13 protein-coding genes are annotated in these 13,067 nt (G+C 58.5%); 10 read left to right on the top strand and 3 right to left on the bottom strand.

The genetic code is table 11. The features are described 5' to 3' along the window. From ACTO5E_RS07690 to ACTO5E_RS07675, 4 genes are all read left to right on the top strand, one after another. The coding region (locus tag ACTO5E_RS07690; protein WP_482302830.1) for a sodium ion-translocating decarboxylase subunit beta at positions 1–365 on the top strand (365 nt) is incomplete at its 5' end. Between the two features lie 19 nt (positions 366–384). Then, positions 385–600: a hypothetical protein gene (locus ACTO5E_RS07685; protein ID WP_482302829.1), complete on the top strand. Its 216-nt coding sequence runs from the start codon at positions 385–387 to the stop codon at positions 598–600. A gap of 210 nt (positions 601–810) precedes the next feature. Further along, positions 811–1,104, top strand: coding sequence for a metal-sensing transcriptional repressor (locus ACTO5E_RS07680; protein ID WP_482302828.1), 294 nt, complete (start codon positions 811–813; stop codon positions 1,102–1,104). 510 nt (positions 1,105–1,614) lie between these two features. Beyond that, positions 1,615–4,137 carry a heavy metal translocating P-type ATPase gene (locus ACTO5E_RS07675; protein ID WP_482302827.1) on the top strand — a complete coding sequence of 841 codons (2,523 nt, stop codon included), beginning with the start codon at positions 1,615–1,617 and terminating at the stop codon, positions 4,135–4,137. A 543-nt stretch (positions 4,138–4,680) separates the two neighbouring features. On the opposite strand, the gene ACTO5E_RS07670 is transcribed toward ACTO5E_RS07675, so the two are convergent. Then, positions 4,681–5,481 carry a hypothetical protein gene (locus ACTO5E_RS07670; protein ID WP_482302826.1) on the bottom strand — a complete coding sequence of 267 codons (801 nt, stop codon included), beginning with the start codon at positions 5,479–5,481 and terminating at the stop codon, positions 4,681–4,683. A 73-nt stretch (positions 5,482–5,554) separates the two neighbouring features. After that, the gene (locus tag ACTO5E_RS07665; RefSeq protein ID WP_482302825.1) at positions 5,555–5,806 is read right to left on the bottom strand and encodes a helix-turn-helix transcriptional regulator; all 252 of its coding nucleotides are present in this window, start codon (positions 5,804–5,806) and stop codon (positions 5,555–5,557) included. Positions 5,807–5,931: 125 nt separating this feature from the next. Here ACTO5E_RS07665 and ACTO5E_RS07660 point away from each other — a divergent pair, with 125 nt between their 5' ends. The 6 genes from ACTO5E_RS07660 to ACTO5E_RS07635 all read left to right on the top strand — a co-directional run bounded on the left by ACTO5E_RS07660 (position 5,932) and on the right by ACTO5E_RS07635 (position 11,138). Beyond that, the gene (locus ACTO5E_RS07660; protein ID WP_482302824.1) at positions 5,932–6,204 is read left to right on the top strand and encodes a helix-turn-helix domain-containing protein; all 273 of its coding nucleotides are present in this window, start codon (positions 5,932–5,934) and stop codon (positions 6,202–6,204) included. A gap of 146 nt (positions 6,205–6,350) precedes the next feature. After that, complete coding sequence (locus tag ACTO5E_RS07655) at positions 6,351–6,773, top strand: MarR family transcriptional regulator (protein WP_482302823.1); 423 nt, start codon at positions 6,351–6,353, stop codon at positions 6,771–6,773. 2 nt (positions 6,774–6,775) lie between these two features. Beyond that, complete coding sequence (locus ACTO5E_RS07650) at positions 6,776–7,393, top strand: flavin reductase family protein (protein ID WP_482302822.1); 618 nt, start codon at positions 6,776–6,778, stop codon at positions 7,391–7,393. A 95-nt stretch (positions 7,394–7,488) separates the two neighbouring features. Then, the gene (gene cysK, locus ACTO5E_RS07645) at positions 7,489–8,430 is read left to right on the top strand and encodes a cysteine synthase A (protein WP_482302821.1); all 942 of its coding nucleotides are present in this window, start codon (positions 7,489–7,491) and stop codon (positions 8,428–8,430) included. A 281-nt stretch (positions 8,431–8,711) separates the two neighbouring features. Further along, positions 8,712–9,983: a hypothetical protein gene (locus ACTO5E_RS07640; RefSeq protein WP_482302820.1), complete on the top strand. Its 1,272-nt coding sequence runs from the start codon at positions 8,712–8,714 to the stop codon at positions 9,981–9,983. A gap of 84 nt (positions 9,984–10,067) precedes the next feature. Next, on the top strand, positions 10,068–11,138 hold the full coding sequence (locus ACTO5E_RS07635; RefSeq protein WP_482302819.1) for a phosphotransferase enzyme family protein: 1,071 nt from the start codon (positions 10,068–10,070) through the stop codon (positions 11,136–11,138). A 735-nt stretch (positions 11,139–11,873) separates the two neighbouring features. Here ACTO5E_RS07635 and ACTO5E_RS07630 read toward each other — a convergent pair. Further along, the coding region (locus ACTO5E_RS07630) for a class I tRNA ligase family protein (RefSeq protein WP_482302818.1) at positions 11,874–13,067 on the bottom strand (1,194 nt) is incomplete at its 5' end.

Genomic DNA, 13,067 nt, shown 5'->3' with positions numbered 1-13,067 from the left:
ACGACCTGGCCAACCTGGTCACCCTGCTGCTGGGCATCACCATCTCCTTCTCTATGCAGGCCCATCGATTTGTAACAGTAGATACCCTGATGATCATGGGCCTGGGCCTGTTCGCCTTTGTGTTTGACACCATTGGCGGAGTGCTGTTTGCCAAGGTGCTGAACCTGTTTACCAAGGAGAAGATCAACCCCATGATCGGCGCGGCAGGGATCTCGGCCTTTCCTATGTCTGCCCGGGTGGTGGAGAAAATGGGCATTGCCGAGGACAACCAGAACCATCTGCTCATGCACGCGGTAGGGGCCAATGTGTCCGGCCAGATCGCCTCGGCAGTCGCCGGCGGTATTGTGCTGGGATTCTTTATGTGAGGAAGGAGAGAACCCTGTAATGTGGAATCATTTTTTGAACGCCAGCATTGGCATCATCGGTGGCGCGGACGGGCCCACGACAATCTATGTCTCCCCAGAGGCCGCGGCCAGAATGGAGGACATCAACCAGGCCGTGCGCATGATGGGCAACGGCATGCTGGGCATTTTTGTGGTCATCGGGCTGATTGCGGTTGTGGTTACGCTGCTGGGACGCCTGGGGAACCGGAAGCCATAATGAAAGGAAAGCGCGGGTGAGGAGTGCCCGCGCTTTTTCTTTTCCTCCCCCAAAGACCGGCAGCCCCCCTGACGCTGTATGCTGTGTCCCCAAAGCTCCCCCACCAATGTCTTTGAAAAATTTCACTTGACAAATACCCCACCTGGGTATATAATACAAATACCCCACCTGGGTATTTCAGCCCTAGAGTTTTAGAAAAGGAGGCCCGCCATGTGCGATAGCTGCCACAAAACCAGAGAACGTTCTCAAGAGGAATACCGCCAGCTGTGCAACCGGCTCAGCCGCATTGAGGGACAAATCCGAGGCATTCGGGGCATGCTGGAAAAGGAGGCCTACTGTATTGACATCCTTGCCCAGACCGCAGCCGCCAACGCCGCCCTCAACGCCTTTTCCCGGGAGCTGCTGGCCCAGCACCTGCGCACCTGCGTGGCCCGTGACCTGCAGGCTGGTAACGACGGCACGGTGGATGAGCTGGTCAACGCTTTGCAGAAGCTGATGAAATGACCCGGCCAAGGGTCAGAAGCATATTGCAAAGGCTCCCCCTCTGCCCAGCCAGTCCCCACAACGCAAAACAGTCCCTATCGCCAACACCTCTGCGCACCAGGGCAGGGCCGCTCCCCACACCAAAACAAAAGGTGAATGAAGAAAACGTTTCAGCTTCGTGGTAGGGGTTCGTGCCCTGTACCAACGCAAAAGGCGGATTAAGAAAACGTTCCAGCTTCATGGTGGGGGTTTGCGCCCTGTACCAACGCAAAAGGCGGATTAAAAAAAACGTTTCAGCTTCGTGGTAGGGGTTTGCTCCCTGCACCAACGCAAAAGGCGGATTAAAAAAACGTTTCAGCTTCGTGGTAGGGGTTTGCGCCCTGTGCCAACGCAAAAGGCGGATTAAAAAACGTTTCAGCTTCGTGGTGGGGGTTTGCGCCCTGCACCAACGCAAAAGGCGGATTAAAAAAACGTTTCAGCTTCGTGGTGGGGGTTTGCGCCCTGCACCAACATGAAAGGCGGATTAAAAAAATGGAACAATATAATGTGACGGGTATGACCTGTGCTGCTTGTAGCGCCCGGGTGGAAAAGGCTGTGTCTAAGCTGCCTGGGGTCACCGGGTGCTCGGTGAGCCTGCTCACCAACTCCATGGGGGTGGAGGGCTCTGCCGCCCCTGCCGACATCGTGGCCGCTGTGGAGGCCGCCGGATATGGGGCTGCGCCCAAGTCTGCCAGCCAGACCGCTGCTCCCGCCCCCTCTCCCTCAGAGCTGGAGGATACGGAGTCCCCCCGACTGAAAAAACGCCTGCTCTGGTCCCTGGGCTTTTTGCTGGCGCTCATGTACTTCTCCATGGGCCACATGATGTGGGGCTGGCCTGTGCCTGACTTTCTGGCCCATAACCACATCGCCATGGGGTTGATTCAGCTGCTGCTGACAGCGGCCATTATGGTGATCAACCAACGCTTCTTTGTCAGCGGCTTCAAAAGCCTCTGGCACCGGGCCCCTAATATGGACACCCTGGTGGCGCTGGGCGCCGCAGCCGCTTTTGTCTACAGCACCTACGCCCTGTTCGCCATGACAGACGCACAGCTGCGGGGAGACACCGCCGCTGTGATGGACTTCATGATGGAGCTGTATTTTGAGTCGGCCGGCATGATTCTGACCCTGATCACCCTGGGCAAAATGCTGGAAGCCCGCTCCAAGGGCCGCACCACCGACGCTCTGCGCAGTCTGATGGACCTGGCCCCCAAAACCGCCACCCTGCTCCGGGAGGGCCAGGAGGTCTCTGTGCCCGTAGATCAGGTAGTCCCTGGGGACATTTTCACCCTGCGGCCTGGGGAGAGCGTTCCTGTCGATGGGGTAATTTTAGAGGGGGCCAGCGCAGTGGACGAGAGCGCCCTTACCGGCGAGAGCGTGCCTGTGGATAAGGGGCCCGGCGATCTGGTCTCGGCGGCGACCCTGAACCGCTCGGGCTACCTGCAATGCCGGGCCAGCCGGGTGGGGCAGGACACTACCCTCTCCCAGATCATTAAAATGGTCAGCGACGCGGCAGCTACCAAGGCCCCCATTGCCAAGGTGGCTGACAAGGTCTCGGGAGTCTTCGTGCCTGTGGTCATTCTCATTGCCCTGGTGACAGCGGCGGTGTGGCTGCTGCTGGGCCAAAGCGCGGGCTTTGCTTTGGCAAGAGGCATCTCAGTGCTGGTGATCAGCTGCCCCTGCGCCCTGGGACTGGCCACGCCTGTGGCTATTATGGTGGGCAGCGGCCTGGGAGCCAAAAACGGCATTCTCTTTAAGACAGCCCTTTCTCTGGAAGCCGCTGGCCGCACCGAGATCGTAGCCCTGGACAAAACAGGCACCATCACCAGCGGCCAGCCCAAGGTGACTGATATCTACCCCAACGCCGGACTGGGAGAGGAGGAACTGCTGGCTCTGGCCGCTGCTTTGGAGTCCCCCTCAGAGCACCCCCTTGCCGCCGCCATTGTGGAGGAGGCCGGAAACCGGGGTTTGTCTGTCCCTCAGGTGCAGGATTTCGCTGCGATTCACGGCAGAGGCGTTCGGGGACAGGTGGAGGAAAGCATCCTTCTGGGCGGAAACCGGCAGATGCTGGAAGAAGCCGGGATCGACCCCTCCCCCCTGCTCTCCCGGGCCGAATCCCTGGCCGGAGAGGGTAAGACCCCTATGTTCTTTGCCGACCAGGCCGGAAAGCTGCTGGGCCTTATTGCCGTAGCGGACACAGTGAAGGAGGACAGCCCCGGGGCCATCCGGGAGCTGCAGGGCATGGGCCTGCGGGTGGTAATGCTCACCGGCGACAACGAGCGCACCGCCAGGGCCATCGGTAAAACAGCAGGGGTCGACGAGGTCATTGCGGGGGTGCTGCCTGACGGCAAGGAGAGCGTCGTCCGACAGCTGAAGGAGCAGGGCCGGGTGGCTATGGTGGGCGACGGCATTAACGACGCTCCGGCCCTCACCCGGGCAGACACCGGCATTGCCATTGGCGCGGGCACCGACGTGGCCATTGACGCGGCAGACATCGTGCTTATGCACAGCCGCCTGTCCGACGTGCCCGCCGCCATCCGGCTCAGCCGGGCCACCCTGCGGAACATTCACCAGAACCTGTTCTGGGCGTTCTTCTACAACACCATTGGCATTCCCCTGGCGGCGGGGCTGTTCATCCCTCTGGGGCTGACTCTGAACCCCATGTTCGGGGCAGCGGCCATGAGCCTTTCCAGCTTCTGCGTGGTGAGCAACGCCCTGCGGCTGAACCTGTTCCGTCTGCGGGACCCCCGGCACGACCATAAGCGCAGAAGCAAACACAGTCAACACAACACAAAGGAGGAAACTGTTATGACAAAAACCCTGAAAATTGAAGGCATGATGTGCGGCCACTGCGAGGCCCGGGTGAAAAAGGCCCTTGAGGCCCTCCCCCAGGTGGAGAGCGCCCAGGTGAGCCATGAGAGCGGCACAGCGGTAGTCACCCTCAGCGGCGAAATTGCCGGCAGCGAGCTGAAGGCCGCTGTAGAGGCTCAGGACTACACCGTGACTGCGGTGGAATAAGCAAAAAGCCAAAAGCTCCCCGGGGACTCTCTCAAGAGCCCTTCCGGGGAGCTTTTTCTTGCAGTTTTTGTCGATTTATGCTATCATATACTTGCTTGCCACCCCTCCAATCCGGCAGCGGAAGGGAGGTGGAGCATTTGGAGTACATTGTTACTTCTATTCTGTCCGTTGCAGCAGGTGTCGCTACATATTACATCTGCAAGTGGATTGATAAGAAGCTTGGAGACAAGTAAGCAATAAAGGATCCCCGGAGACGAACCCTCTCCGGGGATCCTTTTTGGTGGAGCATAGGAACATTGTTACTTCGAGTGCATTATACCATAGCCGCTGAAAAAATGCAAGCAAAACTTTCCCCGGAGAGGCTCCTCTCCGGGGAAAGTTTTTGGAGGGGCACAGGAGCATAACCGCTTCCCGCGCATGACGCCACAGCTGTTCAGAAATGGCAAGGGTCAAAGCCCCCCGAAAGCCCAGAGGCCTCCGGGACAGGTCAGCCCGGCAGGGAGGCCGCCTCAGAATGCCGGCCGGAACGCCCAGAGGCCCCTCTCAACGCCCGCAGCCGCAGCCCCCATCCGGCTGGTCTCCGGCACGGGGCGGGAAGAACTCATTGAGCGGGAAGTCGATGCGCCGGAACAGCTCGCAAGGGTTGTCGGAGGAGGTAACGCACTCCTTCTCCGGCACGCAGAAGTCGTAGGCGGGAATCAGCATCTGCACGCTGCGCACAATCTGCACAATGGTGAACAGGCCAATGGTCACATAGACATTGTTGCGCTGGGGCGAGGGGTCCAGCTCGCCCCCATAACGCTGGCAGATACAGTCTGGAATGCGGCAGTAGGGCTCGCTGCGGCAGGGCCCGCCGCACAGCTTGGCGGAAAGAGCCACCGGCTCCGCCACCTGCACCGTGGCCTTGGGCAGCGCCCGCTCTCCCCCGGAAAGGTCCGGCTCCTCTGGGCACTGGCCAGAGGAGAACAGCTTCACGCTGCCCTCGCTGCCATAGAGCACCACCTTTTTGTTGAACACCGACACGCCGCTCACCGGCACCGGGCAGGCGGCGGGCCCGCCGAACAGCTCCACTGTCACGTCAAAGAAGAATGTCATGTCCACCGAATAAAAGCCCTTGTTAAACGGAATGGGTTGCAGGTCAATGTAAACGGTGATCACGCTCACATCCTTCATGCGCACATTGGTGGCCCCGTCAATCATGGGCTGCCGCGCGGCGGGGAACAGCACGCGGATGTCCTCAACACAGTCCTTGTCGCTGCAGGAGTCGTATATCCTCATGGCGTCAATGCAGACTGTCTCGTTGAAGCAATCCCGGCTGGCGGGCATACCTTCGTTTTCCGGCATACTATCTCCTCCTTTGGGGTTCTTATTCCATACTATGAAGGGGGAGAAAATGTGTGAGGGCCCGGCGCGGGGTTCAGTTCCCGTCTTCCAGGCCGAATTTCAGCAGTTGATAGGGCTCAACCTCCAATACTGTAGCTATATCAAACAGCAGCGTCAGCGAAAGACCTCTGTCCATATTGGGCGCTTCAATAGCTCCCATATGCTGTCGACTGATCCCTACGGCTTCCGCAAGCTGCTCCTGGGTTATATTCTTCCTGCGGCGGTAATAGCTGATGGCAAAACTCAGGTCCCGCATCCGCTCCCAGCTATTCCGATATTTTGACATGCAATCACCTCAGTAACAGTTTACCCATGAGATGAAAAATTCTAAACGACATTTCACACGACTCTTGACGTGTTACAAACGTTAATGTATAATAAACACACAACAAAAATCGTGAGGTGTACAATATGACGGATTTCTCCAAAGCCCTGGGAAGTATGCTGCGCAACCTGCGTCTGGCCAGAGGTTTCTCTCAGCTCTCTGTGGCCGCCCAGCTGAACGTCACCCGCTCAACCTATGCTGTTTACGGGGCTGGCCGCTCTCTGCCCGACGTGGAACAGCTGAGGACCCTGGCCGAGCTCTTTGCCATCTCCCCCGCCGCTTTCTTCTACCCGGAAAAGCACGTCCCCATCCCCATCACCCGCCAGCGGGTCAGCAACGGGCCCGCAAACCCGGTTTAAATTTCTTCGCCTGCAAAGCACAAAAAGTTCTATATAGAACTTGACAAATCTAGTTCTATATGGTACTATCTGTTGGAAGGGAGGTCAAACCCATCGAAACAAGAACAGGCTTCCTCATCTCACAAATCAAACAGGTGCAGGGGCGGGTGTTTCAAAGGCTGCTGGCCGCCAGCGGCGTCGAGGCCTTCAACGGCCCCCAGGGGCGCATTCTCTATGTGCTCTGGCAAGAGGACGGGGTGCCCATTGCCCGGCTGGTCCAAAAAACCGGCCTGGCAAAAAACACCCTCACCGCCATGCTGGCCCGCATGGCGGACAGCGGCCTAGTTGTCCGCCGCCCTGCCCAGGTAGACCGGCGGCAGGTGCTCATCCACCTGACAGACGCGGCCCGGGACCTGGAAGAGCCCTATGAGCGGGTGTCCCAGCAGATGAACCGGCTGTTTTATCAGGGCATGGCCCAAGAGGACGCCGCACGGCTGGACAGTCTGCTGGACCAAGTGCTGGCTAACCTGGAAAACTGTGAGAAAGAGCTGAAAAAGCCAAAGGCGAAGAAAAAATCGGAAGGAGAATGACCATGGCAAAAATCAAAGGCGAGCTCGGCAACGACTTCTGCCCCCAAGCCTTTTACCTGTACGGCAACTATGAAGAGGACGGTACACCTCACTTCGGCCTCTTCTGCTGGTTCGGCTGGTGCTGGCTGGGAGAGGACGAGGGTCGGCTGGGGGTTATGGCCTGCATCGGCGAGGAGAAAATGACCAAGGACCTGATTCGCAAAACCGGCATGTTCTCCGCCAACCTGGTGAACGAGGCCCTTCTCCCCCTGGCAGACTATTACGGCAACACCTCCGGCCGGGAGAACCCGGATAAAATGCGGCGTCTGCCCACTGTGGAGGAGGGGCAGGCGCTGCATGTGCCCACCATTGCCGAGAGCCCGGTGAGCTTGGAGCTGAAGGTTGTAAAGGAAGAAAACTTGTCAAAAGCCCGGCTTCCTACAACAGAGCAGGGCTACAGCACCCTATTCCTGTGCGAAGTGGTAAACGTGACCATAGACCAGCGGCTCACCGACAAGTCAGTGGACTTTACAGAGCGTCTGAGGCTGGCTGCGCCGGTCATCTCCACCGGCGAGTGCCACTATTCCAACCTGTTCGGGCAGACATTGGGGCTGTGGGGGCAAATGGACGGGCAGAAATGACCCCTTGTTTCCCCTTGACGCCTCCCCGGGCCAGTGGTATCATAGACATAGTGTGTTTACTATACCACTCCACCAACCACAACGGAGGCGATCCAATGAGCAGAATCTACACATCCGCTGAACAGCTGATCGGCCGCACGCCCCTTTTGGAGCTGTGCCGTCTGGAAAAGAAACTGGGCTTAACCGCCCACCTCATGGCGAAAATCGAGAGCCTCAACCCCGCGGGCAGCGTGAAAGACCGGGTAGCCAAGGCAATGCTGGATGACGGCGAGCGCCGGGGACTGCTGGGGCCGGGCTCCGTCATCATCGAGCCCACCTCGGGCAACACCGGCATCGGCCTTTGCAGCGTAGGAGCCGCCCGGGGCTACCGGGTCATCATCGTCATGCCAGACACCATGAGCATGGAACGCCGCCTGCTGATGCAGGCCTACGGCGCAGAGCTGGTGCTCTCTGACGGAGAGCTGGGCATGAGCGGCGCCATCGCCAAAGCCAAGGAGCTGGCGCAGCGCATACCCAACAGCTTTATTCCCAGTCAGTTTGACAACCCTGCCAATCCCGCCGCCCATTTTGACTCCACAGGCCCGGAGATTTGGGAGGACGCCGATGGTCAGGTGGACATTTTTGTGGCAGGCGCCGGCACTGGCGGCACCATCACCGGGGTGGGGAAATTCCTGAAAAGCAAGAACCCCGCTATCCAGACCGTGGCGGTGGAGCCAGCCGCCTCCCCAGTGCTGGGGGGCGGCGCACCTGGCCCCCACCAGATACAGGGGATCGGCGCAGGATTTGTCCCATCCGTGCTGGACGCTGGCATCATCGACCAGGTCATCCCCGTAACAGACGACGATGCCTTTGCCATGGGCCGGGCCCTGGGGCGGACCGAGGGAATTCTGGCGGGCATCTCCGCTGGAGCGGCTCTGTGGGCTGCGGCCCAGCTGGCCCGGGAGACAGTCAACCAGGGCAAAAACATCGTCGTTCTCCTGCCTGACGGCGGCGACCGCTATCTCTCCACCTCCATGTTTGTTGTCGACGAGATGTAAAGCATATTTACTTGTCATTCCAGACATGCTGTCAATCACCTCACAATCTGTAAAGCTATCCACTTAACATCATATTGTACAATCCTCATGTCGAAATATAGTAAAACAACCTATATTTTCAATTAGGTCTGGTATTATCCGCGAAAGTATGCTACAATAGGCTGTGGGCTATGCCCTGCGGCCTATTTTTCATTTTGATATGGAGAGCCCCACCCCGCGCCGCCTTGATTTCCCCTCAGGAGTGTGAAGCCAATGGTTTATTTCCCCCTTGTTTTCTCTGCGTGTACGGTCTGTTCGTCAGTCTTTTGCGGGACCGCTACCGCATCTGGACGACTCTGGCGGTGATGACCGGGACCTATCTCCTGTCCCTGCTCCTGTCCTCCTTGCTCAAGGACAAGGCCGGCGGGCCGGATCCTGCCTGGCAGGTTCCCTGCGCGGCTGGAATTTCGCTGTTTCTGGGAGCCTCTTTTTTCCTTCACAGCAATAATCTGTTGCAAAAGCTGTTTGTCGCCATTCTCTCCCTGGCCAATTTTGCCTACTGCCTGCTGTTTATCCCCCTGTTTTTGGGGGCAATGCCCTTTTCTACCACTGGGGCCTTGGGCGGGACGGTGTCCATTTTGGCCATGCTGCTGGTCTATCTGGTGACAGGCCTTTGCCTTTACAGGCCGCTTCAGCGGTTCAGCGAACGGGGCCCCTCTGTTTTTCTGGGGGGGATGCTGGTGCTCATGGGCTTTCATTATCTGCTGTGCCTGGGCAAACTGGACGCCCTGTTTGGTGTGCGCACTCCCACCCGCCGGCTTCTTCTGGCCACGGGCTTTTATTGTATTTTGATTTTCTGCTTTCGCAGCGTCTACCAGGCCGGCCGCTGGCAGGCCCGGAACGCCCGGGACGCTATGCGGGACCGTATGCTGGAAATGGAGTCTGGCGACTTCGTGGACATGATGGCCGCTGTGCGGGAGGTCCGCGCGGCCCAGAAATCCGGGGAATATGCCCTTGACACGGTGCTGGAGCTGCTGCGGGACCAGCAGCCGGAGAAGGTGCCCGTGTACATCAACATGGTAAGGCGAAACACCCAGCACAACCCCATTCTGTTCCGCTATCATGAAAACCCCTATCTCAACGCCGTAATTGCCACTAAGGCCGCATTCGCCACCCAGAATCAGATTGACTTTGAGTGCAATGCCCAGGACGCGGAGTGCCCCTTGAAAACCGCTGAGCTGTGCGTCATGGTCAACGAGCTGCTCACCCGGGCCTGCTTTGACGCCGCCGCCTTTGAGGGTCAACGCCGCCTGCGGTTCACTGCCATTCCCGCTGAGGACAGCCTGCGTTTAGAGGCCGTCTACTCCGGCGCGCTGCCGGACAAGCCCCGCTTCTCCCTCTCCGGCAAAAAGCTCACAGACCTGTTTGCCTGGCTGTTTGACGACACGCCCCAGGAGAAGTCTGAGCTTCAGGGTCTGGACAGCACGGCGGAGATCGTGCTTGCCCACAGCGGCAGCCTGACTGTCTCCGGCACCGGCTCTGAGGTCATTCTCCGGGCCCTGCTGCGTTTCTGACAATGAAAAGGGATATGCCTTGACAGAAAGGTATATCCCTTTACAGTGTAGATTGCTTTTATTATACTACAAGGAGAGATTCCCATGAAAATGACCACTGTTCCCCCACCGGTTCTTCAGGCCTTTGGCCTGGACCCCGCCTCCTCTTTGGAGAACATTCCCGGCGGCCACATCAACGACACCTTCCTGGCAGCAGGTCAATGGGTCCTGCAGCGCATCAACCACTTTGTGTTCCCCCACCCGGAGCACATTATGGAAAACATGGTGGGCGTCACCCAATTCCTCCGGGAGAAGGTCCTGGCCCGAGGCGGCAACCCGGACCGGGAGCTTTTGCAGGTAGTCTCCACCACCACCGGCGCCCCTTTCTATCATGACGAGCAGGGCAACTACTGGCGTTGTACCCGCTATATTGACTCTGCTGCCTCCTATGAGACTCCCGACAGCCCTGCCATGCTTCAGGAGGCAGGCCGGGCCTTTGGGGACTTTCAGGCCATGCTCAGCGACTATCCTGCGGACAGCCTCCATGAAATCATTCCCGATTTTCACAACACGCCGGTGCGGCTTCGCCAGTTAGAGGAGGCTGTCGCCGCTGATGCCAAGGGCCGTCTTGCCCAGGTGCAGGCTGAGCTGGACTTTGCCCTGAGCCGCCGGGAGCACGCGGGGCTGCTCACCAGTCTGCTGGCCCAGGGGAAGCTCCCCCTGCGGGTCACCCATAATGACACGAAAATGAGCAATATTCTCTTTGACCAGGCCACCAGCCAGGCAGTCTGCGTAATCGACCTGGACACAGTGATGCCCGGCCTCACTGCCTACGACTTCGGCGACTCCATCCGCGCCGGCGCTTCTACCGCCGCCGAGGCTGAGACTGACCTGAGCAAGGTAAAATTCGACCTGCAACTGTTCCAGGCTTACACCCGGGGCTTCCTCTCTGCTGCCGGGGCCGCTCTGACAAGCACAGAACTTGACACCCTTCCGGATGGAGCCTGGACCATGACCTATGAGGTAGGCGTGCGCTTTTTGACCGACTACCTGAACGGAGACGTGTACTTCCGCACCTCCCACCCCCAGCAGAATCTGGACCGGGCCCGGAACCAGTTCCACCTGGTGAAGCAGATGGAGGAGTGCCGCATCGTCCGGGAGGCAGCCGGAGTATAAGGCTCCCTGCCTTAACACACTGGGCACATCTCCTTCTTACCACTTATACTGCTGTCCTTTCCGGCCTGCTTCTCTGGTCGCTGTGTGGGGTGTCCATCCCCATAGAGCAGGGCCCCATTTTCTTCAAGACTGCTGTCTACTTGGTTTACTTTACCTCGCTGGCAATCTGGTCTGGCACTGTGGCTGGCGGTGTGGCCGGGCCTGCTGGCTGACAGGCAGCCCCGTCGACGCTTCTGGTTTCCTCTTTTCCCCCTCTGCCTCCACTGTCTTCTGGACCCCATACCTCCGGCAGCTTCCTTTTTGAGCCTCTGCTCCCCCTGCCCTACCGTGCCCTCTGGGTGGCAAGCCTTTTCCCTTGCGGCTCGATCCTGCTGACAAGCGCGTGGCTTTTCCAAGGAAAAGCTGTTAAGTAACCTTCTTTTCTATAAAGCAAAAGGCCTTCCCAGCCGGGAAGGCCTTTCCTTTTCTCTTTTCCGGGCTTTGCCTCTGTCAAAAATAGCGTCAGCCTCGGTCCGTCTCACGAAAGACGGCATATCTCCAAACCGAACGAACTGACATAAATAGAATACGCGGATTATAAACCAGCTTTTTACCGGCTTCCAGGGAAAAAGCACAGATGACAGCACAAATCTGCCGATAAGCCACCTGCGAACACGATAAGAACACGCCCTAACGGCCACTGCGACGGCCCCTGTCAGACATAACCGGGTAACCCGCTATTACAATAAGACAAGCTTACACCTTCTCCACGCCGAAACTGGTGGCCTCCCCGTTCACATCCCACTGGGCTGTATAGCCTCCCAGCTGGCCGCAGACGCAGTCCTCTCCCAGCACCCCGGACAGAATCTCCTCCCGGTGCTTCTGCAGAATGGCCTCCACCTTCTCGCTGCCCTGGTGGTACACCCGGATGTGGTCTGTTACATAGAAGCCCGCATCCTTGCGCATAGACTGCAGCTTGCTAACAATCTCCCGGACAAAGCCCTCCTCAACCAGCTCCTCTGTCAGGGCCGTGTCCAGCACCACAGTCAAGCCCCGGTCAGAGGCAGAGGTATACCCCTCCTTCTGGGTGGTCTCAATCAGCAGCTCCTCCGGCGTCAGGTCAATGGCTCCCTCAGGCAAGGAAAGGTGCATAACCCCATCCTTGTCAAGCTCTCTTTTGGCAGCGGAGCCGTCCAGCTGCTGCAAAGCCTGACGAATCGCCCCCAGCTGCTTGCCATACTTCTGGCCCAGCAGCCGCAGCTGGGGCTTGAAGCTGTAGGCCGTAAACTCCGACATATCCTCAAGGAAAGCAATCTCCTTTACATTCAGCTCCTGCCGGATGATATCCTGATACAGCTCGCCCAGACCGGCGTTCGCGTCTGTGCACAGGCGGCTCAGGGGCTGGCGGTTTTTCAGGCTGGCCTGGTTCCGGGCAGCCCGGCCCAGGGCAACGATCTTCAGCACCTCGTCCATATCCTGTTCCAGCTTTTTGTCCATCATACTCTCATCGCACACCGGGAACTGGCAAAGATGCACGCTCTCCGGTGCGCTGCTGTCCACCGAGCATACCAGATTGCGGTAAATCTCCTCGCTCATAAAGGGAGCCATAGGGGCCAGCAGCTTGGCTACTGTCACAAGGGCAGTATAAAGGGTCATATAGGCCGCAGTCTTGTCGCTGGCCTCCCCCTGCACCCAGTAGCGCTCCCGGCTGCGGCGGACATACCAGTTAGAGAGCTCGTCCACAAAATCCTGCAGCACCCGGGCGGTCTCCGGCACATGGTACTGAGAGAGCTGAGCGTCCACCTCCTGCACAGTGCTGTTCAGCCGGGACAGCAGCCAGCGGTCCATAACCGTCAGGGCGCAGTCCTCTAATTTGTACTGGGTGGGGTCAAAGCTGTCAATATTCGCATAAAGAACAAAGAACGCATAGGTGTTCCAAAGAGTGGAGAA

This window comes from Acutalibacter sp., from assembly GCF_056800975.1.
The sequence above is the reverse complement of the archived record's forward strand: the minus strand, read 5'-3'. Positions and strand labels throughout refer to the sequence as shown.

What these genes read in the sequence shown, in the direction of transcription:
- ACTO5E_RS07660 (WP_482302824.1), top strand. Translation starts at nt 5,932, where the DNA reads ATGACGGATTTCTCCAAAGCCCTGGGAAGTATGCTGCGCAACCTGCGT.
- ACTO5E_RS07665 (WP_482302825.1), bottom strand. Translation starts at nt 5,806, where the DNA reads ATGTCAAAATATCGGAATAGCTGGGAGCGGATGCGGGACCTGAGTTTT.
- ACTO5E_RS07650 (WP_482302822.1), top strand. Translation starts at nt 6,776, where the DNA reads ATGGCAAAAATCAAAGGCGAGCTCGGCAACGACTTCTGCCCCCAAGCC.
- ACTO5E_RS07680 (WP_482302828.1), top strand. Translation starts at nt 811, where the DNA reads ATGTGCGATAGCTGCCACAAAACCAGAGAACGTTCTCAAGAGGAATAC.
- cysK (WP_482302821.1), top strand. Translation starts at nt 7,489, where the DNA reads ATGAGCAGAATCTACACATCCGCTGAACAGCTGATCGGCCGCACGCCC.
- ACTO5E_RS07635 (WP_482302819.1), top strand. Translation starts at nt 10,068, where the DNA reads ATGAAAATGACCACTGTTCCCCCACCGGTTCTTCAGGCCTTTGGCCTG.
- ACTO5E_RS07670 (WP_482302826.1), bottom strand. Translation starts at nt 5,481, where the DNA reads ATGCCGGAAAACGAAGGTATGCCCGCCAGCCGGGATTGCTTCAACGAG.
- ACTO5E_RS07685 (WP_482302829.1), top strand. Translation starts at nt 385, where the DNA reads ATGTGGAATCATTTTTTGAACGCCAGCATTGGCATCATCGGTGGCGCG.
- ACTO5E_RS07675 (WP_482302827.1), top strand. Translation starts at nt 1,615, where the DNA reads ATGGAACAATATAATGTGACGGGTATGACCTGTGCTGCTTGTAGCGCC.